The sequence below is a fragment of the Leadbetterella sp. DM7 genome (assembly GCF_040829825.2).
GTDB lineage: Bacteria > Bacteroidota > Bacteroidia > Cytophagales > Spirosomataceae > Leadbetterella.
In genome coordinates, this window is record NZ_JBFOLH020000003.1 from 319,808 (window position 1) to 339,997 (window position 20,190).

17 protein-coding genes, 1 tRNA gene and 1 other RNA gene are annotated in these 20,190 nt (G+C 50.7%); 7 read left to right on the forward strand and 12 right to left on the reverse strand.

Features of this window, described 5'->3' with window-relative positions; all coding sequences use genetic code 11:
- The gene (locus tag AB2U10_RS05130; RefSeq protein WP_367913083.1) at positions 1 to 1,443 is read left to right on the forward strand and encodes a glycoside hydrolase family 130 protein; all 1,443 of its coding nucleotides are present in this window, start codon (positions 1 to 3) and stop codon (positions 1,441 to 1,443) included.
- A gap of 78 nt (positions 1,444 to 1,521) precedes the next feature.
- Here the strand turns inward: AB2U10_RS05130 and AB2U10_RS05135 are convergent.
- Positions 1,522 to 1,606 (reverse strand) — tRNA-Ser (locus AB2U10_RS05135).
- 87 nt (positions 1,607 to 1,693) lie between these two features.
- Positions 1,694 to 4,417, reverse strand: a complete 2,724-nt coding sequence (locus AB2U10_RS05140; RefSeq protein ID WP_367913082.1) for a PD-(D/E)XK nuclease family protein — start codon at positions 4,415 to 4,417, stop codon at positions 1,694 to 1,696.
- 143 nt (positions 4,418 to 4,560) lie between these two features.
- On the opposite strand from AB2U10_RS05140, the gene AB2U10_RS05145 reads away from it, so the two are divergent.
- From AB2U10_RS05145 to AB2U10_RS05155, 3 genes are read left to right on the forward strand one after another with little or no spacing between them, the layout of a single operon-like run.
- Positions 4,561 to 5,700 (forward strand): 5-(carboxyamino)imidazole ribonucleotide synthase, encoded by a 1,140-nt coding sequence (locus tag AB2U10_RS05145; protein ID WP_367913081.1) that lies wholly within the window; start codon positions 4,561 to 4,563, stop codon positions 5,698 to 5,700.
- A complete protein-coding gene (purE, locus tag AB2U10_RS05150) occupies positions 5,697 to 6,185 on the forward strand; it encodes a 5-(carboxyamino)imidazole ribonucleotide mutase (RefSeq protein ID WP_367913080.1) in 489 nt (162 codons plus the stop codon). Before AB2U10_RS05145 ends, purE begins: the two co-directional genes overlap by 4 nt.
- A 1-nt stretch (position 6,186) precedes the next feature.
- Positions 6,187 to 6,819, forward strand: coding sequence for a LysM peptidoglycan-binding domain-containing protein (locus AB2U10_RS05155; RefSeq protein WP_367913079.1), 633 nt, complete (start codon positions 6,187 to 6,189; stop codon positions 6,817 to 6,819).
- Positions 6,820 to 6,847: 28 nt separating this feature from the next.
- Here the strand turns inward: AB2U10_RS05155 and rnpB are convergent.
- The 6 genes from rnpB to AB2U10_RS05185 form a co-directional block, all read right to left on the reverse strand.
- Positions 6,848 to 7,200, reverse strand: an RNA gene (gene rnpB / locus AB2U10_RS05160) — RNase P RNA component class A.
- 50 nt (positions 7,201 to 7,250) lie between these two features.
- Positions 7,251 to 8,540, reverse strand: a complete 1,290-nt coding sequence (locus AB2U10_RS05165; protein WP_367913078.1) for a DUF4403 family protein — start codon at positions 8,538 to 8,540, stop codon at positions 7,251 to 7,253.
- 189 nt (positions 8,541 to 8,729) lie between these two features.
- The gene (locus AB2U10_RS05170; protein ID WP_367913077.1) at positions 8,730 to 10,811 is read right to left on the reverse strand and encodes a VWA domain-containing protein; all 2,082 of its coding nucleotides are present in this window, start codon (positions 10,809 to 10,811) and stop codon (positions 8,730 to 8,732) included.
- A gap of 10 nt (positions 10,812 to 10,821) precedes the next feature.
- Complete coding sequence (gene fabG, locus AB2U10_RS05175) at positions 10,822 to 11,565, reverse strand: 3-oxoacyl-[acyl-carrier-protein] reductase (RefSeq protein ID WP_367913076.1); 744 nt, start codon at positions 11,563 to 11,565, stop codon at positions 10,822 to 10,824.
- A 10-nt stretch (positions 11,566 to 11,575) separates the two neighbouring features.
- Positions 11,576 to 12,247, reverse strand: coding sequence for a 16S rRNA (cytidine(1402)-2'-O)-methyltransferase (rsmI, locus tag AB2U10_RS05180; protein ID WP_493820270.1), 672 nt, complete (start codon positions 12,245 to 12,247; stop codon positions 11,576 to 11,578).
- A gap of 317 nt (positions 12,248 to 12,564) precedes the next feature.
- On the reverse strand, positions 12,565 to 12,687 hold the full coding sequence (locus tag AB2U10_RS05185) for a hypothetical protein (protein WP_367913074.1): 123 nt from the start codon (positions 12,685 to 12,687) through the stop codon (positions 12,565 to 12,567).
- A gap of 103 nt (positions 12,688 to 12,790) precedes the next feature.
- On the opposite strand from AB2U10_RS05185, the gene AB2U10_RS05190 reads away from it, so the two are divergent.
- Positions 12,791 to 13,555: a queuosine precursor transporter gene (locus AB2U10_RS05190; protein ID WP_367913073.1), complete on the forward strand. Its 765-nt coding sequence runs from the start codon at positions 12,791 to 12,793 to the stop codon at positions 13,553 to 13,555.
- Here AB2U10_RS05190 and AB2U10_RS05195 read toward each other — a convergent pair.
- Genes AB2U10_RS05195 through AB2U10_RS05205 form a run of 3 tightly spaced genes read right to left on the reverse strand, consistent with a single transcriptional unit; the run spans position 13,552 to position 16,008 of the window.
- Positions 13,552 to 14,067: a YfiT family bacillithiol transferase gene (locus AB2U10_RS05195; RefSeq protein ID WP_367913072.1), complete on the reverse strand. Its 516-nt coding sequence runs from the start codon at positions 14,065 to 14,067 to the stop codon at positions 13,552 to 13,554. The genes AB2U10_RS05190 and AB2U10_RS05195 overlap by 4 nt on opposite strands.
- Positions 14,068 to 14,069: 2 nt before the next feature.
- A complete protein-coding gene (locus AB2U10_RS05200; protein WP_367913071.1) occupies positions 14,070 to 14,858 on the reverse strand; it encodes an inositol monophosphatase family protein in 789 nt (262 codons plus the stop codon).
- Entirely contained in the window at positions 14,839 to 16,008 is a 1,170-nt protein-coding gene (locus AB2U10_RS05205; protein ID WP_367913070.1) for an Lnb N-terminal periplasmic domain-containing protein, read from the reverse strand. Before AB2U10_RS05205 ends, AB2U10_RS05200 begins: the two co-directional genes overlap by 20 nt.
- A gap of 126 nt (positions 16,009 to 16,134) precedes the next feature.
- Between AB2U10_RS05205 and AB2U10_RS05210 the strand changes: the two genes are divergently transcribed.
- Complete coding sequence (locus tag AB2U10_RS05210) at positions 16,135 to 16,632, forward strand: SixA phosphatase family protein (RefSeq protein WP_367913069.1); 498 nt, start codon at positions 16,135 to 16,137, stop codon at positions 16,630 to 16,632.
- Between the two features lie 42 nt (positions 16,633 to 16,674).
- Positions 16,675 to 17,571: a helix-turn-helix domain-containing protein gene (locus tag AB2U10_RS05215; RefSeq protein ID WP_367913068.1), complete on the forward strand. Its 897-nt coding sequence runs from the start codon at positions 16,675 to 16,677 to the stop codon at positions 17,569 to 17,571.
- Positions 17,572 to 17,643: 72 nt separating this feature from the next.
- Here the strand turns inward: AB2U10_RS05215 and AB2U10_RS05220 are convergent, their stop codons facing one another.
- Complete coding sequence (locus AB2U10_RS05220) at positions 17,644 to 20,172, reverse strand: ATP-dependent Clp protease ATP-binding subunit (RefSeq protein WP_367913067.1); 2,529 nt, start codon at positions 20,170 to 20,172, stop codon at positions 17,644 to 17,646.
- Between the last annotated feature and the right edge of the window lie 18 nt (positions 20,173 to 20,190).

The window sequence follows — 20,190 nt, forward strand, 5'->3', positions numbered from 1 at the left end:
ATGATTCCCGTTAAAAAGCTTCCGATCAAGATCGTTCCCTCGTCTACCCGGACGCTCATCCGTCCGTTTGTACCGGGTAGCAGCTCCCAGGTTGAGCATATCCTCTTCCGGGTCTTCTCTACCCCGCCCGAAGAGCGGCAAAAAGTCATGCGAAATATCTATGAGCGCCTCGAGCTGCCCGACGAAGACATACGATCGATCTTTCTCCGGCATTTTGAAAATATCAGCAGCCGGATTCCCTCCAATATTGAAATTACCCATGAGCAGAAAGAGTTTATCGGCGCATGCTTTACGCAGCAGTACTCCCTGGAGTCGACCGCCCTGTTCAACCCATCGATCGTGCCTCACCCGGTTCAGGACAAAGAAGGAGTTACCCGCTTTATTATCAGCCTGCGCGCCATAGGCGAAGGCCACATTTCTTCCATCACCTTTATGGAAGGCGAGATCGATGCCTCTTTCCGGATCACCCTGCAGGAAAACTCGCCGGTGATCTACGAATCCCAACGAAAAGCGCACCTCTATGAAAGAGATCTTTTTATACGGAAATCCAATGAGCTGGGTATTCTTTCCGATCTGAACAATTCCCTGCTGAAGCGTTTACCCGATCATTTCACGTTTGACGAGCTGGAACGGGCCATCAATAAAATCCGGAATTCGAATGTGCTCATCAGCAATACCGAGCTCGAAAGGGGGCTGAACAGTGTCCGCATGCTGGCTTTGTCGAACTTCACCCTGAACTTTTCCACCGACACCATTTCGGAAAGAGCCATCTACCCGGCTTCTCCTTCCCAAAGCAACGGGCTCGAAGATGCCCGTTTCGTTAAATTTACCGAAGACGACGGCAGTACCATCTATTATGCCACGTTTACGGCTTACGACGGCAAAACCGTCATGCCCGAGCTGCTCGAAACCTACGATTTTAAAGAATTTAAAGTCTCTACCCTGAACGGATCTGCCGCCAAAAACAAAGGCATGGCGCTTTTCCCCAGGAAGGTGAACGGCAATTACATGATGCTGGGCCGGCAGGACAACGAATCGTTATACATCATGAGTTCAGATAACCCCTATTTCTGGCACGATTACCAACCGCTGGTCAAACCTACCTTTAACTGGGAGCTGATCCAGATCGGGAACTGCGGCTCACCCATCGAAATTGACGAAGGCTGGCTGGTGATCACCCACGGCGTGGGCCCGGTAAGAACGTATTCGCTGGGAGTGATCCTGCTCGACAAAGATGAGCCCTGGCGGGTGATCGGGCGCCTGAAAGAGCCCCTGCTTGAGCCCACCAAAGAAGAAAGGTTCGGCTATGTGCCCAATGTTTTGTATACCTGCGGAGCCATGGCTATCGGGCGCACCCTTGTTCTGCCCTATGCCATCGGCGATGTGGTCACTACCTTCACCCTGGTAAGCATCGATGAGCTGGTTCGCCGCATGAGCGAATAATAACCGGCAATGAACCCGTCTTTCACGAAGCCAATAAACGAAAAAAGGGAGATTTCGCGAAGAAATCCCCCTTTTTTGCAGAGAGAGAGGGATTCGAACCCCCGGACCTGTTACAGTCAACGGTTTTCAAGACCGCCGCATTCGACCACTCTGCCATCTCTCTTTCGATAACGTTTCTGTTAAATCGGATGCAAAGATAGAGTTTTTTTCTCTCACCGCAATAGCCCCTGTCACTTTTTTTGTGAAAATTTCATGAGCTGCCCAATAAGCCCGCAAAATCAGAATAAGGCGGAACCTTCTTCTCCGGATCGGCGGCAAAGGGCTTTCCTGCATCCAGCAGATCGCTCACCACCCTTACCACCAGGTGCTGCACGGCTTCGAGAATCTCTTCGTTTGTATGGTTTTCTACTTCTAAAATTAAATTACTGTCTAATCGTCTAAAAGAATAGAATTTTATTTCATATTTCGCATTTTTACCATATACTTCACTAATCAGGAATTTATAAAGCAATAATTGACGAAATTTATCCAGCTCCGGCAAGGCCAGATATTCTTCTAACGAATACTCCTTCTTGTAGGGCGGATATTTGATTTTCGCCGGATCCACATCGCCGGTTTTATAATCGATCACCACCAGGCGGTCACCGTGGCGCTCTATTTTATCCACCGTTCCCTCCAGCCGCACAGGGGTGCCGTCGATCTCCAGCGTGGTCTGAAATTTTTTCTCCAGTCCTTCAATGTAAAAAGGCCCGGTAAACTCTCTCAGCCGCTTGTCAAAATACTTACCTACCAATTCGGCCGCCAGGGTTTTCAGTACTGCATTGAGCCCGTACTTAAAATCAAAATCAGGCTGGCTTTCGGCCACCAGCGCATCAAAAGAAGCAAGCGCATATTGTTTCTGGTTTTCCAGCACTTCCCTGGTAATCAATGCCCCCACGTACGATTCATCGGTTTTTTCCAGTACATAATGCACAATAGAACCGAATACATTATACCCGATGGCCGCGTCATCCTGCTCCCTTCGCCTTATTCTTTCAATATACTTCCAGTAGAAGCTCAGCTCATTGACAAAGTATTCGTTCAGGGAGGTAGCGCTTAGTCCCCTCTGGCTCAGAAAATGCCTTACTTTCTGCAGGATCTCCGGTGTCTTTTCTACCTGGAAAGCCTGCGGAGGCATAGAACCAGCAGGTAAAACAGCTACTTCAGGATAAAAAAATCTCATTTTGTCGTTTAGGGGTAACAGCTCTTCTTCCAGCTGGTACAAAAAGCGGCTGCGCTCTTTGCGGCCCACACCCGTGCCCGTATCCAAAGGGTACAGGATATTCACCTTCCGGGCCCGCTGCAGCAACCGGAAAAAATGGTAAGCCATGATGGCATCCTGGTCGGAATACGACGGCAGGTCAAAGTATACATGCGCATCATAAGGAATAAACGAGTTGTTTTTCTTTCCCGAAGGCAGGTTACCCTCCGAAAACGACAAAAAGGTGATTTCTTCAAAATCCAGGCAGCGGGTCTCCAGCATGCTCATCACCTGCAGGCGGGCATCGGGTTGCTTTTCAAACGGAAGGCTCAGGTTTTTGGCCACTTCATTGAACAAAATCCGGAACGAAGCCGCCGAGAGCCCCTTTACAGCCCGCGACTTCAGGATTTCCAGCTTCTGAAGCAGGGTAACGGCAAACGGCGATTCTTCCGACTTCGATCCCGCCAGCGCCGCCAGGAACCGTTCTGCTGCGGCCAGGAACGACAGCGGCTCCCGGATAAGCGCTATGGCCTCAAACAGTCCGCTTCCTTTTAACTGCAGGTTTTTACGGGCCATGTACAGGTGGGTGCTTCGTGCCAGCTGCTTTTCCCATTGGGCTACCTGCCGCTCACCCGCCTCCCGGATCATCACACTTTTCAGCAGCTCGTTCCCCATCAGGGCACGCACCAGGTCAAGCCGGAGATTTTCTCCCTCCGTGTCCATGACCCGGAGCAGGATTTCCAGCGCCGGCATCAGCATAGACCCTTTTAAGGCCGCCCCTCCTGAAATATTCACTTTAAAATCAAGCGCAGGCACCTGGATAAACAAAGCCGGGAAATCACTTTCATCCAATACCACCAGGGCGTGGCTCTGCGCCGAAGACCGGGCCGCCAGGTCAGTGGCCAGCCTGGCCTGCAGGGTTTTAGCGCTCAATTCATACACATGTACCTCACGGGCACTTTCCTGCAGCAGGTTTCCCTGGAAATTCCATTCAGCCCCGTATCTCCCTGATTTTTTGTAGCTCCGCAGCTTTTTCCCGGCTTTATCCCGGGAATTCATATAAAAATCATCCGAATCCCAGATACATTCCGCCCGTTTTGCCCTGATCAGGGTAGTAATGATTCTTTCTTCCGCCCGGCTAAGCGCATTTAAGCCTATAAAATAGAAGAACCCGCTTTCGGGGATGTGACGGGTGGCTTCCCGGTAAGCCATGCCCGTATAGCTCAGCCCTTTTTCGGGTAAAATCTCGTTCAACCGGTCATAAACGGCCGCCATTTTATCAAAAAAGGTAAAATATTCCGATGAAACGGCCGAAAATTCATGCTCTTCCAGGTCCCAGCGCTTCAGGGCCTCGGCCTCGCTCATGTAGCGGAACAGCTCGTGCGGATCCGGCAGGAGCGCCGAGTCGATCAGGTCAAAATCACGGATCAACGTAGGCGCCCAGCTCAGGAATTTCTCAAACGACTGCCCGGGATCGAGCACTTTCCATTGCTCATAGCTTTCAAAATACAGGTCAATGGGATCTATGGGCTTCAGGCCCGACAAGCCCTGGATAAAATCATCTATAGAGCTGATTTCCGGCGAAAAAAACGGGATCGACGACAAGCCTGCCAGCTCGTTCCGGAAATACAGGGCGGCCCTCCGGCTGGGCAGCACAATTTTCAGCTCCTGAAGCGCATTCAGCCCGTGTTTTTCAAAAATATACGCCGCCGCCCGGCCAAGAAAACTATTCATAATGCTGTTATATATCCATTGACGAAAACGGAGCACCGGACTGCACTGCACTAACCACCCGGCACTAAACTACCGAACTAAGCAACGAAATTATAAGGTTTTCTGCTCCTTTTGCCGTTATTTTGCAAGATACTACATTATTCATGATTCAAAGCTTAAAGATAGGTATATTGGGTGGCGGGCAGCTCGGGAAAATGTTGATCCAGACCGCCCTTGATCTTGACCTTGATATCGCCGTTTTAGATCCCGATCCCGAATGCTCCTGTTCCTGTATTGCTAACCGTTTTGTATGCGGCTCCATTACCGATTACGATACCGTATATGCCTTCGGAAAAGACCTCGACCTCATTACCATTGAAATTGAGAATGTCAATATCGAAGCGCTGAAACAGCTGGAAAAAGAAGGAAAATCGGTTTTCCCGCAACCGGCGGTCATTGACACCATCAAAAACAAAAGCCGGCAAAAGCAGTTTTTTGCCGGGCACGATATTCCTACCTCGCCTTTTCTTCTTGTAAAAAACCGGGAAGAGGTGATGCAACACGCCAGCTTCCTGCCGGCCGTCAACAAGCTGTCGGTAGGTGGGTATGACGGCAGGGGCGTGCAGGTGCTCCGAACGGAGGCCGACCTCGGCAAAGCCTTTGATGCCGATGGCCTGCTGGAGAAGTTTGTCGATTTTGAAAAAGAGCTGGCCGTAATCGTTGCCCGCAACAGCCAGGGGGAAACCCGGTGCTTCCCGCCCGTGGAGATGGTATTTCACCCGGTGGCCAACCTGGTCGAATACCAGTTCTCTCCCGCCGGTATACCGGAAGACATCAGCAGAAAAGCAGAAGGAATTGCCGAAAAAACAGCCCGCGCCTTCGGCATAACCGGCTTACTGGCGGTAGAAATGTTTCTCACCCGTGACGGTGACATCCTGGTGAACGAAGTAGCCCCCCGCCCCCATAACAGCGGGCACCATACCCAGAAAGCCAATGCCGTTTCACAATTTGACCAGCACTGGCGGGCTATTCTGAACCTGCCGCTGGGCAACACCACTCCTTTCTCCCTGGCCGCTATGGTCAATATCCTGGGTGAAGAAGGGCATACCGGTGAAGCGGAAGTGCTGGGGCTCGACAAAATCCTGGAGATACCCGATGCCTACCCCTTCTTCTACGGGAAGAAGCAGACCAAGCCTTTCCGGAAAATGGGGCATGTCAGTATTTTGGCTGCAGATTTTGAAAACTTAAAAGAAAAGGTCAATTTTGTACAGAATAATCTCAAAGTAATATCAAAGAACAAATGATAGGAATCATAATGGGGAGTATTTCGGACCTGAACATTATGCAGGGTGCCGCAGATATACTGGAGAAATTTGATATTCCTTACGAAATTGAGATCGTGTCAGCACACCGCACACCACAGAAAATGGTGGAATATGCCACTTCAGCCGCTGAAAGAGGCCTGAAAGTGATCATTGCCGGTGCCGGTGGCGCGGCTCACCTGCCGGGCATGGTAGCCTCATGCACCATTCTGCCCGTTATTGGCGTTCCCGTGAAATCAGGCAACTCCATTGACGGCTGGGATTCGGTTTTGTCTATCCTGCAGATGCCCTCAGGCGTACCCGTAGCCACGGTAGCGCTGAATGCCGCACAAAATGCCGGCCTGCTGGCCGTACAGATCCTGGCCACTTCTTCTCCTTCTGTAGCGCTCAGGCTGCTCGAATACAAAGAAGAGCTCAAAGAAAAAGTGACCCGGATGAACGAAGAACTTAAAAACAGCTTTCAATAATATGGAATTTGAAGAGAGAAACGAGGAGCGAAACCGTAAGCCCAAAACCACAGGCACCAATACCCCGGCAATTGTGCTGGGCATACTTTTCGGAATAGTGGTATTGCTTTTATATGCCGGCTGGAACCTGATGTCTGACGATGCCAGCAATATCACCGATATGAAAAGCATGGAAAAAATTGACAGCACCGATTCTGACGTAGTGGAAACCTCCACGCCCATAGCCGAAGAACGCGAAGAGATTGTGGAAGAGCCCGAACCGGAGCCCGCCCCCGTGGTGACCCCTCCAAAACCGGTAGAAACACCTGCCAAATCGACCTACAAAGGCGAAACCGCCATTCATGTGGTCACAGAAGGCGAAACCTTTTTCGGCATTGCCAATAAATTCAATACCAGCAGCGATAACCTCAAAGCCCTGAACCCCGACGTTAACCCGAACGGTATTAAAGTAGGGGTAACCAAAATAAAAGTGCCCGTTCAGGCCGTGCACACCGTTGGCCCCGGCGATATCCTCCGGGTGGTGGCCAGCAAGTACGGTATCACCCTTGAGGCGCTCATGGCCGCCAATGGCAAGAAAAAGAACAACGCCCAACGGGGAGAAAAGCTCCTGATCCCCCATAAAAAGAAAGTATAAACAAAAAGGCTGCCCCGAAAGGCAGCCTTTTTTAAACAGGTCAGTAAGCCGAATTCTGTTTTATTCTGTCATTTATCTGGGAAAGCAGTCACCTGCCTCCTCAATCAACCTACCCTCCGGCTGGAACGAGCCGCTCTTTAGCGCCGGTTTATTTGGTCTTTCAGCTCATGAGGTTTACCTGAACCGCATATTTCGCAATATACGTGGGGGTCTCTTACACCTCCTTTTCACCCTTACCCTTCAACAAGCTCCGGGCGGTAATTTTCTGTGGCACTGGCTGTGGAGACAGAATCTCCCCTACCCGTTAGGTAGCATGATGCTCTGTGCTGTTCGGACTTTCCTCCGCGGCCGGGGGGCCGGGGCGACAGATCAACCTGTTGTAATGCAAAAATACGCTATAACCCGCAGAGGTACAAAATTTTCCGCACCGGTTACATGCCTTTCACGATCAATTGTACTTTGGCGCGCGAATTCACGACCGCCAAAATGGCCTCATCGGTGACAATCACCTGGTCTGGCTCTACCGACAAAATCTCTCCCCGCATACGAATGCCCTTCGAAAACTCCGAATTGATGGTTTCGTGCACGCTCTTTCTTGAATATTCAATAATATCGTTCAGCGGCAGGCCGAATTCCTGCGCAATCCGTCTTTCCAGCGTGCCTTCCAGCAGCCAGGCCGCTGCCCTGTGCAGCAGGTTCCTGGTTTTAACGTCGAGATGTACATTTTTCAGCACCACCATCTTCCGGTCGGCGTCGTAGACCGGGATACCCTGGATACGGATTTCCCCCTTAAAGCTGCCTTTGGTCAGGATAGTAAACGTGATGTACTCTTTTTCGTGCCCCACATCCAGGTCCGTTACCTCGATCCTGTATTTCCCGTTGCTGAATTCAAAGGTCTCCCCGATAAACATTCTTTTGCTGATGGTGTTCGCCTCTTCGTACGAAATCACGTTCAGCAGCTGAACATCAAACTCTTCGGGGATATTCGATACCGTCTTCAGCTTAGGAATATCCACCACCATAGAAGGTGTATAGAGGGGTGTTCCCACAAAAGTTTCAATAAAAATCTTGATGCCCAGGGTAGATTTCAGGCTGGTGCCTACCGATTGCAGCGGGGTGAAATACACTTCCACCGGATCTGCCTTGATCCAGGTATTGTATTCTTCCGACACCTGCACGGGCCGCCTGGCCATGTTCCAGGCTTCTATCAGGTAAGGCTTCAGCGAATAATTCTCGCGTATCGTGTTGTCTATCTGCTCAGCAAACAGGGGCATATTGCTGGTGATCACCCGGCCGATAATGGGCCCGATGGGCACATCTACCAGGCTCGATTTGATCACGGGCCTGGTGATCCAGGCAAAGCTCACCCCCTTGGTCTGGGTTTCGATCTGGTAATCTTCATTGACCCTGAAACGGGATGAGAATTTGATTTTGATCTCGAAATCGGTACTGGGCGCCTGGGAGATCCCCAGCACGGTGATCTCTTTCTGTGCCCACACCTTCAACGGAACCTCATAGGTCAGCACCCCATCTTTATTCTCGGTAAAGATCAGGTTACCCTTCCGCCACACCTTTACTTTCAGCCCGTCGTAGTTGTTATCGCTGAAGCTCTTGTCTTCGTAGATCAGGTCGGGCAGCCCCTTGTTGATCTGGTTCTGCAGGTCATCCAACGAAATATCTACCGGTATGCTGATCACCGATGGCTTTTTTTCAAATATCATTGCTGTCTGAATTTTTTTTAAAATTTCGGCATTTTGTCCTGAAGCAGGAAACCAGGCCAATGCCAGCCAAAAGAGCTTTTTCACCTCAACGTTAGCAATTAAAAAAATGAAGTATTATTTCGCGATAAATATATTTATAAGTAATTAAACAAAGTTACATGTTTGTATAAATATCTAAACCTTCGCGGCTCAGTAGCTTCCGAAATACTTTCTCAGCACCCATTCTACCGTGGCAAAGGCCAGGATAAGCGCCAGGAGCCACCGCAGGTTTATGAGGTCTTTGAGGTCTTCCTGCGCTACCACCCGGTTGATCAGCCCTTTTTCTTCCAGGCTGTTCCGCAGCTCAAAAATATGGGCGGCATCTACAAAATCTCCCCCGTTCTCCCGGGCCAGTGTACGGAGCAGGCTGAAATCAGCCGTGGTGTTCTGGGTTTCGAGGTCGGTATCTGACACCACAAACTGCCCGCCCGATACCTCGTCTTTCCCCTGTACTTTTGCGCTGGCCTCATAGGTATACACGCCGGGAGGAAGCGCCGACAGCTCAAACCGCGACATTCCCTCGCTGATCGTGAAATCATACACTTTTTCAGCCCCGCCCTGCGGCTTTATCTTTAAACGAATATTCTGGTCGAAAATTCTCTCAAATATCTCATTATATACCTCTGCCACGAAGCTCACCCGCTGATCGGCTTCAAAAACATCAGCCACCGGGTACACCCGCAGCTTTCCTTTCTCTTCGCGCACGGAGATCAGCTGCAGGGTTTTCAGCAGCAGGTCGTCGAGGCTTTCGTGCGCGCCGGTCATGGCAAATTCTTCCAGCCGCCATTGCCACAGCCCGTCGCCCAGGAAGGCCGCCATTTTCCGGGTACCCGTCAGGTTGACCGCCAGCAAAGGCCGGGAGGTATTGATGCCGGATACGTATTGCCCGAGAATCACGTCACTACCGGTGTGGAGGGTATAATTTCCGAAAGGCACGGTCAGCGGCGGGAGGTCAGCGATCAGCGCCGCCTGGTTTTGCCCGATCGTAAACAGGCTGAACGAAGAATTCACCTGCGAGGTAACCTTATCCAGCTTTCCCGGCTGAGCCTGGATGCCCACGATATTCTGCATCCCGTTAAAATACGAGAGATCAGACCGGCTGCCGGGAATGAAGAACACGGGTTTCTGGCGGGCCAGCAATGCGCCCAGGAAACGGGTATGCAGCTGGGCGGCATCCGGAAACTGGTGAAGAATCAGCACATCAAACACCTCGTTCTGCACCGCGGCAGCGTCACTGTCCTGCACGATCTTAACATTCAGCTCAAAAAGGTCGTTTTTCTCAATAATGCTTTTCAGGGCTTTGATGTCGGGGTGTGGCGCAGAAGCCAGCAGCAGGATTTTCTCTTTCCCGTTCACCACATCCACCACAAACTCGCGGCGGTTATTTTTTTCCGAATGCTCCCCTTCCAGCACCTGCAGCCGGGCAATGTACCGCTGCTTGCCCACTGCTTTGGCGGGAAGCGTAAACGAAATGCTTTCAAAGGTTTCATCGGTTCCGTATCCCGTGGTCCGGTTTTCCAGCACTTTTCCTTCCGAATCCAGGATTTCCACCCGGGCGGTTTTCCCTTTCATCAGGTAAGAGCCCACATCCAGGCTGACCGTAAAATTATTGCCCAGGTAAGCCAGCCGGTTGGCCGATACCCCGGCAATAAACGCATCACGTTTCAGCGTAGAGTCACCAAAACCCACCGTATGCACGCGGAAAGGATATTTCTGGAAAGTGGGCGACACCCCGTCGTTCATGATCCCGTCTGAAAAAAGGATCACATCGCTCAGGTTCTGTCCTTCGTAATTGTTCCGGATGGCGTTCATGCCGGCAGACAGGTTGGTTTTCCGGGCCTGGAAAGCATCGGGAGTAAAGCCGGTAACGGGTAAATCGTCCAGGTTCCGGATCTCGAACTCGTATCCCTTCTTCTCGATATCCTTCCGGAGCGCCTCCAGCCCGGCACCGGCCTCTTTCAGGTTTCCGCCTGAACGCATGGAGCGCGAGTTGTCTACCAGCACCACCACCTTGGGCTTCAGGATAAGCGAGCTGACCGTTTTGATCAGCGGGTTTAACAATAAAAAAGCCACCAGGAAGCCCAGCACGCCTCTTAACAGCGCCAGCAGTCGCTTCTGGTTTCGGGTAAATACAGAAGCCCTCACATAATAGAGAACGGCAAGAGCGATTCCCCAACCCAGGCAGAGCAAAATATACCAGCCGGGAGTTTGGGAAACAATTTCTGATTTCATACCGGGTGAATTACATTAAAAGGCCCCCGTCTACCACCAGCACCTGGCCGGTGATGTATGCGGAGTCATCCGAAGCGAGGAACATGCAGGCCCGCGCAATGTCGGTACCCTGTCCCGGCCGCTTTAGAGGGATAGACTTGGTCCATTCTTCCAGCTGTGCCGCGTTCAGCTCACCGGTCATTTCGGTTTCAATAAAGCCGGGTGCCACCGCGTTGCAACGGATGTTCCGGGAACCCAGCTCTTTGGCAATCGATTTCGTAAACCCGATCATACCGGCCTTGGATGCGGCATAATTGGCCTGTCCGGCATTGCCCATCAGCCCCACAACAGAAGAAATATTGACAATAGAACCCGCTTTGGCCTTCATCATGGGTTTTGAAATGGCCTTGGTGAGGTTAAATACCGACTTCAGGTTAACCCGCAGCACTTCGTCCCATTGCTCCTCGGTCATCCGCAGAAGCAGGGTATCGCGGGTAATTCCTGCATTATTGATAAGCACATCTACCTGACCGAAATCTGTCACTACATCGTTTACCAGGCGCTCGGCATCTGCATATTGTGAGGCATCTGAACGGTACCCTTTAACACGGGTCCCGTGGGCGCCCAGCTCTTTTTCCAGGGCCTGCCCTTTTTCTACAGACGATAAGTAGGTAAAAGCCACGTTGGCGCCGTTTTTAACGAATTCTTCGGCAATGGCTTTTCCTATCCCCCGGGATGCGCCGGTAATTAACACGGTTTTGTTTTCAAATCTCATATTTGTCAGGTTAATTTTTATTTCCTTCTATAACGATCACGATCTCTCCTTTAGGAGCTTTGCCTGCAAAAATAGTAAGAATTTCTGACAAAGTACCGCGAACCGTCTCTTCATACATCTTGGAAATTTCCCGGCTTACCGCCGCCCGCCGGTCATCACCGAAAGTCTCCCTGAATTGCTCCAGGGTTTTGAGTATGCGGTGCGGTGACTCGTAAAAGACCATGGTTCTTGATTCTTCCTTTAACGCATTCAGCCGGGTCTGGCGCCCTTTCTTCACCGGCAGGAATCCTTCAAAGACAAATGCGTCAGAAGGCAGGCCCGACATGACCAGGGCGGGCACAAACGCTGTAGCGCCGGGCAGGCAGGTCACCCCGATCCCGTTTTCCAGGCAGGCCCGCACCAGCAGGAAGCCCGGGTCAGAAATACCCGGCGTGCCGGCGTCTGATACCAGCACTACCTTCTTCCCTGAACGGATCGTATCCACGATCTTCAGCACCGACTTGTGCTCGTTAAAAATATGATAGCTCTGCAAAGGCCGGGCTATCTCGTAATATTTCAGCAAAATCCCGGTGGTACGTGTGTCTTCCGCCAGGATCAGGTCTGCATTTCTGAGCTCTTCCAACGCCCGCAGCGTAATATCTTTCAGATTTCCGATGGGGGTGGGAATAAGCGTCAGCTGCATATTCATAGTTTCCGTTGAGCTCATCCTTTTACCGGGATAAATCCTGACCAAATTGTTCAATTTTCACCGGAAATGCCCTGAAAATTATGCACATTTGTGAAAATGTTAAACAATTAGCTATCAGTATTTTACTCATAATTAAGTGTTAAATCTAATTAACCGGGAGAAAATTATCCCGATTTACAGCCAATTGCTGAAGTGGATTAACCCACTCATTTTCCACAAATCCACAAAGTGATCTCACTTCATAACATTTCCTTAAAAATCAGATTTTTGTCTCCCTTAGATAATATTTTCTAAAAAAAATCACCCGGTTCTTACATCCCGAATTTGGTCAGCAGCCACCAGATCAGCAGAAAAACAATAATGGTTCCGAAACAGCCGCCGCCAAACTTTTTAGCGCCCCAGCCGGCAATAATCGCTTTGAGTAATTTTTGCATAGTTTATGAATTAGGAAATGAAATTAAATAAAAAATATCAGTATGAGAAAAAATCGTTTAATAATTCTGTAAATCCCTATATTTACTCCGTAAACCGAGCCTTATGTACACCAAGAAAAACATCCTCTTCATTATTTTATGCGGTTTCTTTGTGACCAATGCCGTGACAGCCGAAATTATCGGCTCCAAGATTTTTTCACTGGAAAGTGTGCTGGGCATCCCGCCGGCCCGGATCGATATCCTCGGGTTCCGGCTCGACTTCAACATGTCAGCCGGTGTGCTGAACTGGCCGGTGGTATTCATTATTTCCGATATCATTAACGAGTTTTTCGGTGTAAAAGGCGTGAAGATGATCTCCTACATCACCACCCTGCTGATTGCCTATACTTTTTTTGTGCTCTACGGCGCTTCGGCCCTGCCCCCTGCTCAATTCTGGGTAGACCTCAATAAGACCGATGCCCAGGGCTTACCGCTCAATATCAACAACGCCTACGCCATCATCCTGAACTCGGGCATGGGAATCATCATCGGGAGCATCATTGCATTCCTGCTCGGACAGATCACTGATGCCTATATCTTTAAAAAGCTGCGGCTCGTTACCAAAAACAAGCACATCTGGCTGCGGGCCACCGGTTCTACCCTGCTTTCGCAGCTGCTCGACAGCTTCGTGGTGATCTTCATTGCCTTCTACCTCTTCGGTAACTGGGACCTTAAGCAGATCCTGGCCGTGGGCTCGGTTAACTACATCTACAAATTTGTAGTGGCCATCCTGGTGACACCGGTAATTTACCTGATCCACTTCCTGATCGACAGCTACCTCGGGAAAGAAAAATCAGACGAGCTGATCCGCGAGGCTACATTAAACTAGTTTTTCAGCGCCAGCCGGATATGCCCCAGGTGGTGCTCGCAGTGCCAGCGGTACAGGTGCAATACATTCCGCAGCACATACGTGGCCTGGTAGCCGCTGTGAAAATAGGTTTTATCGTAATCTTCCCGGCTCATATTCCGGTACAGCTGCACTATACGTGCGTGCAGGGCTCCCAGGATCTGCACCGGGTTTTGGATGTCCGGGCCACAATCGGCCGTTTCCGCCCATACGTTCTCATGATAGCCGCTTACCGCCGGATTTTCATCCGTCAGCGCCAGCTTGATCCGGATATAGAGATGCATGTGGGAGTCCGCGAGGTGATGAACCACCTGCCGGATATTCCAGCCATCCGGCCGGTACACCTTTTCCAGGTCTTCCGCCGTCAGGTTTTCCACTTCCTGCCTTAACAGCGCCGGGAAAGCCTCCAGGTAATCCAAAGCCGCCGGAGCGTCCTCAAAAGCATATTGCCGGGTCTTATCGAAGCGCCCGATGGGGTATTTTAAATGTTCCATATTTACCAGTATTTTTTTATCACCTCTAATAACTCCCGGTGCGCCGCACCACCGGCCACCACATCCCCGCGGAAAAGATAATCATCCCCGCCTGAAAAATCGGTCACGCTTCCGCCTGCTTCCTGCACCAGCAGTACACCGGCGGCCATGTCATAACTGTTCAGGTTATACTCAAAGAAACCGTCGTAGCGGCCCTCCGCCACATAAGCCAGGTCCAGCGCGGCGGAACCAAACCGCCGCAGCCCGTGAGTGTTCTGCATCAGCTCTTCCAGGATCTTAATGTATTTATTCACCTCCTCAAACCGGTAGTACGGGAAGCCCGTGGCCATCAGCGTTTCCCCCAGTCGGCCGGCTTCGGAAACTTTCAGCTGCTGCTCCCCTTTCCAGGCACCGCCGCCCTGCACCGCCCAGTAGGTCTCATCGGCCGGTACATGATATACCACACCCGCCAGCACCTCTTTGCCTTTCGCCAGGGCCAGGCTCACCGAATAATGCGGTAACCCGTGCACAAAATTAGCGGTGCCGTCCAGCGGGTCAATGATCCAGTTATAGCCGTAACGGTCAGCGGTAGCCGCCGTTTCCTCTTCCGTAATAAAACCGATGCTTTCGTCCAGTCCTGCCAGCCGGTCCACGATCATCCGCTCGGCTTCCTTGTCTACATACGAGACCACGTTATTCACCTCCTTATACTCAATAGACCGGCTGTTAAACCGTTCCGACTCCCGGCGGATAAAGCTGCCCGCCTCCCGGGCCGTATCTGTCAGAAGGTTTTTAATTTCTTGTAAATCCAATGTATTTGTTTTTAAATAAGAAAACTACACGCATAAAGAGGGTGATGATAATGAACAGCACTGCAGGAGGGAATTTCCCTTCGCTGGCCAGCAGGACAAACAACCATCCTGCCACCAGGAGTACGGTAAAAACCAGGAACAGCCATCCCGCCCATTTTTTCTTTCCCAGGTAAAATACAGCCGGGAAGACCAGCGGGGAAGACCAGAACAGGTTAAGGTTATTGCGGGTTACGCCATGGTCTGTACCAAACCATAGCAGCAGCAGCACCCAGCCGGCCAACCCTGTTATCGTAAATAATACCTTATCCAACGTCATAGACCTGCTTTTCCGGCTATACTGGTAGCTGGTATATCCTCCTACCGCAAACATCAGGAACATAAAGAAAACCGAAGGCGTAAACCAGCCTTTCTTCTCTTTCGGCTGGATCTGGTTCAGATCATACTTCTGCAGCACCAGCTTCTCCAGACCGTTGGGCGTCCGGATACGGGCGGCATCCAGCGCTTTCATGAGGTTATCCGGGATAAACATGGCATCTGACCAGCCCGTTTTCTGATCCGAACCCGTTCCGATCGCCAGGTCCATCCCGAAATCAGCCCACTCCTGCCCGTTATTATGCGCATACTTATCTATCCACTGCCGGAAAGTGCTATCAGCATTCAGCTTGTGATCAAACACCAGGCTGTCGCCACAGGCCACTTGCAGCACATCCCGCAGCCGGGTGCTGCAGTTATCGGTAAAAAACTTATAACGGTATGTACGGTTCTCCGGCCGCAGGTTGTTCTGCAGGTAATCAAACACCCGCTGTTTCTGGTGGGGAGACAGGTTCAGCACCTGCTCGGTGATCAGGCGGTTGCTGCGGTTCCAGTATTCCATTTCCGCATACGAATTATTATAGGAAATGATGTAGTTCAGGTAGCCCCGTAAAAACTTCACGTAAAATCCCGGCGCATCGAAATCAAACGTACCGTAATTGTAGTTGAAATCAATAAACTGAGCCGGGTCGCTTACCCGGATGGCGCTGTGTCCGAAAGTAGAATACAGCTCATCGCCGGGCGAAATGGTCAGCAGCGAAACCCGCGCCTGCGGAGAAAGGGTCTGGGAAAAAGCCTGGAACGACACCAGGATCAGCAGCAATCGGAATAGCTTCACGGGGTAATTCGGTAAATGGTCTCCAAAAATACGAAAAACCGCCGGAAAATCGTTCCCCTGCTGGTGCATCCCGGATATTTATCGTAATTTGTATAGTTGTTCAATATACCACAAAAGTATGAACCTATGAAATATGCCTTTATTCTCCTGTTAAGCCTGACTTTTAGCCCCGATACCTCAGCGCAGGAGGCCCTGGTCTCGAAAATCATCCTGGTACGGCACGCTGAAAAAGCCACCGATGATCCCCGTGACCCTTCGTTATCGGAAAAAGGCCTGCAGCGGGCCTCGCTCCTGGCCGCATTGCTGAAAGATGTACCTGTAGATGCGTTCTATGCCACACCGTATAAGCGAACCCTGCAGACCATCTCGGTTCTGGCAGAGGCCAACGGGCAAAAAGTACAGACCTATAAACCTATGGACAACGGGAACCTGGCAGAGATGGTCAGGGCCGGTAAAGGAAAAACCATTGTCATTGCCGGGCATTCCAACACCGTTCCGCCCATGGTCAATACCCTGATCGGTAAGGAAGCCTACCCGCTGATGGACGATGACGATTACGGCAAAATCTGGATCCTGGTATTTAAAGGCAACGAGCTGGTAGACCAGACGGTATTGAATTACTGAACGGCAGGCCAGACTTTGCCCTAAAAATTGGTGATCAATAACATGGAAAGAAGCTTCTATTTCGAAACCGTAACCCAATACAATGATTTCAATAATCATGAAACGCTGCATCCGCTGGTGAGTGTCATTGATTTTTCAAAGGCGGAAAGAAGAACGGGCTCAAAAATGTATTTCGGGATCTACGCCATCTTCCTGAAGGAGGCCGTGTGCGGCGATCTGAAATACGGCTGCAATACCTACGATTACCAGGAAGGTACGCTGGTGTTTGTTTCACCCGGGCAGGTGATAGACGTGGAGAATAAAACCGATCTCTACCAGCCTTCAGGTCACGCCCTGGTTTTTCATCCTGACCTGCTCCTGGGCACACCCCTGGCCAAGATCCTGGATAGCTACAGCTTTTTCAACTATCGTACTCACGAAGCCCTGCACTTATCCGAACGCGAGCGGCAGATCGTGCTGGACTGCTTTTCAAAAATAGGGTTCGAACTCCGGCAGTCCATGGATAAGCACAGCAAGAAGCTCATCGCCTCCAATATCGAATTGTTCCTGAACTACTGCGAAAGGTTTTATGATCGCCAGTTTATCACGCGGGAAAATGCTAATAAGGGCATCCTGGAAAGGTTTGAAGCGCTCATGAACGATTATTACACTACGGATAAGCCCCAGAATATCGGCCTACCCTCCGTAAGTTACTGTGCGGAAGAACTGAACCTTTCAGCCAACTATTTCGGAGACCTGATCAAAAAAGAGACCGGGAGATCGGCCCAGGAATACATCCAGAATAAAATCATTGACATGGCCAAGAAAAGGATTTTCCATTCGCATAAAACCATCAATGAAATCGCTTACGATCTGGGCTTTAAATACCCCCAGCATTTCATCCGCCTCTTTAAACAGCGGGTAGGCTCTACGCCGAATGAATACCGTCTGTTACGGTAAAGGTCTAACATATATACATAAAAAAAGGCACAAAACGCGATGTTTTGTGCCTTTTTATTCGTATATAGCATCTTACTGCTCTACCTCTTCAATCTTCGATTTCCGGGAGAAACTCAGGTTTTCTTCGTTTTCCACGTGATCTACCAGGATAACATCGCCTTCGCTCAGTGAACCCCTCAGAATCTCTTCCGCCAGCGGGTCTTCGACATATTTCTGGATAGCCCGGTTCAGCGGACGTGCCCCGTACTGCTGGTCATATCCTTTCTCGGAAAGGAAAACCTTGGCCGTATCGGTCAGCTCCAGCGAATACCCCAGGTTATGGATCCTGGCCAGCAGCTTGCCCAGTGAAATATCAATGATCCTGAAGATATCTTCGCGGGTCAGTGAGTTAAAGACGATCACGTCGTCGAGCCGGTTCAGGAATTCAGGCGAAAACGACTTCTTCAGTGCGTTCTGGATGGTAGATTTCACCATATCGTCCTGGTTTTCCATGCGTGACCGGGTAGCAAAACCGATACCGGATCCGAAGTCTTTCAGGTCTCTCACCCCGATATTCGAGGTCATGATAATAATGGTATTCCGGAAATCCACCCTCCGACCGAGCGAGTCGGTCAGGATACCGTCATCCAATACCTGGAGCAGGATGTTGAACACATCCGGGTGTGCCTTTTCAATTTCATCCAGCAGGATCACCGAATAAGGTTTCCGGCGCACTTTCTCGGTCAGCTGACCGCCTTCTTCGTATCCCACGTATCCCGGAGGCGCTCCCACCAGGCGCGATATGCTGAATTTCTCCATGTATTCGCTCATATCGATACGGATCAGGGCGTCTTCCTTGTCAAACAGGTATTCGGCCAGCTTCTTGGCCAGCTCGGTTTTCCCGACACCGGTAGGTCCCAGGAAGATAAACGAGCCAATCGGCTTCTTCGGATCTTTCAGTCCTACCCGGGTACGTTGTATGGCTTTCACCAGCTTTTCTACAGCCGGATCCTGGCCAATCACTTTCCCTTTGAGGCTGTCGCCCATTTTGAGGATCTTCTCGCCCTCATTCATGTTCACCCGTTTCACCGGTATGCCCGTCATCATGGCAATGACCTCAGCCACGTGCTCTTCGGTTACATTAAAGCGTTGTCGTTTCGATTCTTCTTCCCAGGCGGCCTTGGCATTTTCGAGCTGATCGATCAGCCGCTTCTCGCGGTCGCGCAGCTGGGCTGCTTCCTCGTACCGCTGGCTTTTCACCACCCGGTTTTTCTCCTGCTTGATCTCCTCAACGGCATTTTCAAGGTCTACCACCTCCTGGGGCACATTGATATTCCGGATGTGCACCCGGGCGCCTACCTCATCAATCACATCAATGGCCTTATCGGGCAGGAAACGGTCGGTAATATACCGCTCCGAATACTTCACCGCCAGCTCGATGGCTTCGTCTGAATAGGTCACATGGTGGTGATCTTCGTATTTGCTTTTGATATTATGCAAAATCTCGATGGTCTCGTCAATAGAGGTGGCATCGATCATCACCATCTGGAAACGCCGGGCCAGGGCACCGTCTTTCTCAATATACTGCCGGTACTCGTCGAGGGTGGTAGCCCCTACGCATTGGATGTCGCCACGGGCCAGAGCCGGCTTGAACATGTTGGAAGCATCGAGCGAGCCGCTGGCACCGCCTGCGCCCACAATGGTATGAATCTCGTCAATAAAGAGGATGATCTGCGGGTTTTTCTCAATTTCCTGCATCACCGCCTTCATTCTTTCCTCAAACTGGCCGCGGTATTTGGTACCGGCCACCAATGAGGCCAGGTCAAGGGTCACCACCCTTTTCCCGAACAATACGCGTGAAACTTTCTTCTGAACAATGCGCAGCGCCAGGCCTTCGGCAATAGCCGTTTTACCCACACCGGGCTCACCGATCAGGATAGGATTGTTTTTCTTTCTGCGGGAAAGGATCTGGGCTACACGCTCAATTTCTTTTTCCCGCCCGACAATAGGATCCAGCTTGCCGATTTCCGCCATTTTGGTCAGATCCCGCCCGAAATTATCGAGAATGGGTGTTCTTGACTTTTCACTGCCCTTGGTATCGGCTTTTTGTCCGAAACCACTCCCGGTGCCGAAGCCCTTGTCTTCGTCATCGGTGTCCTGGCTGTCCATGCGCGGCTCAATACCGGTCAGTTGGTATTCCAGCATTTCCTTGATCAGCTTATAGTCGATCTGGAATTTGTTCAGGATCTGACAACCCAGGTTATCGTCATCCCGCAGAACCGCCAGCAGCAGGTGCTCGGTTCCGATCACGTTCGATTTAAATATCTTGGCTTCCAGGTGGGTGATTTTCAACACTTTTTCCGACTGGCGGGTTAAAGGAATATTCGCCAGGTTCTTGATCGTATTGGTGGCGGTACCCCGTGTGGAATTTTCGATAGTTGTTCTCAGATCTTCAGGATTCAGGCCGGCTTTCTGGATCAATCCCAGTCCGAGGCCTTCCCCCTCCCTGATCATCCCAAGTATCAAATGCTCCGTTCCGATGTAGTCGTGACCCAGCCGTAAGGCTTCTTCTTTTGCCAGAGATATTACCTCTTTTACTCTTTGCGAAAACTTGGGTTCCATTATTTACTCCTTTGTGTT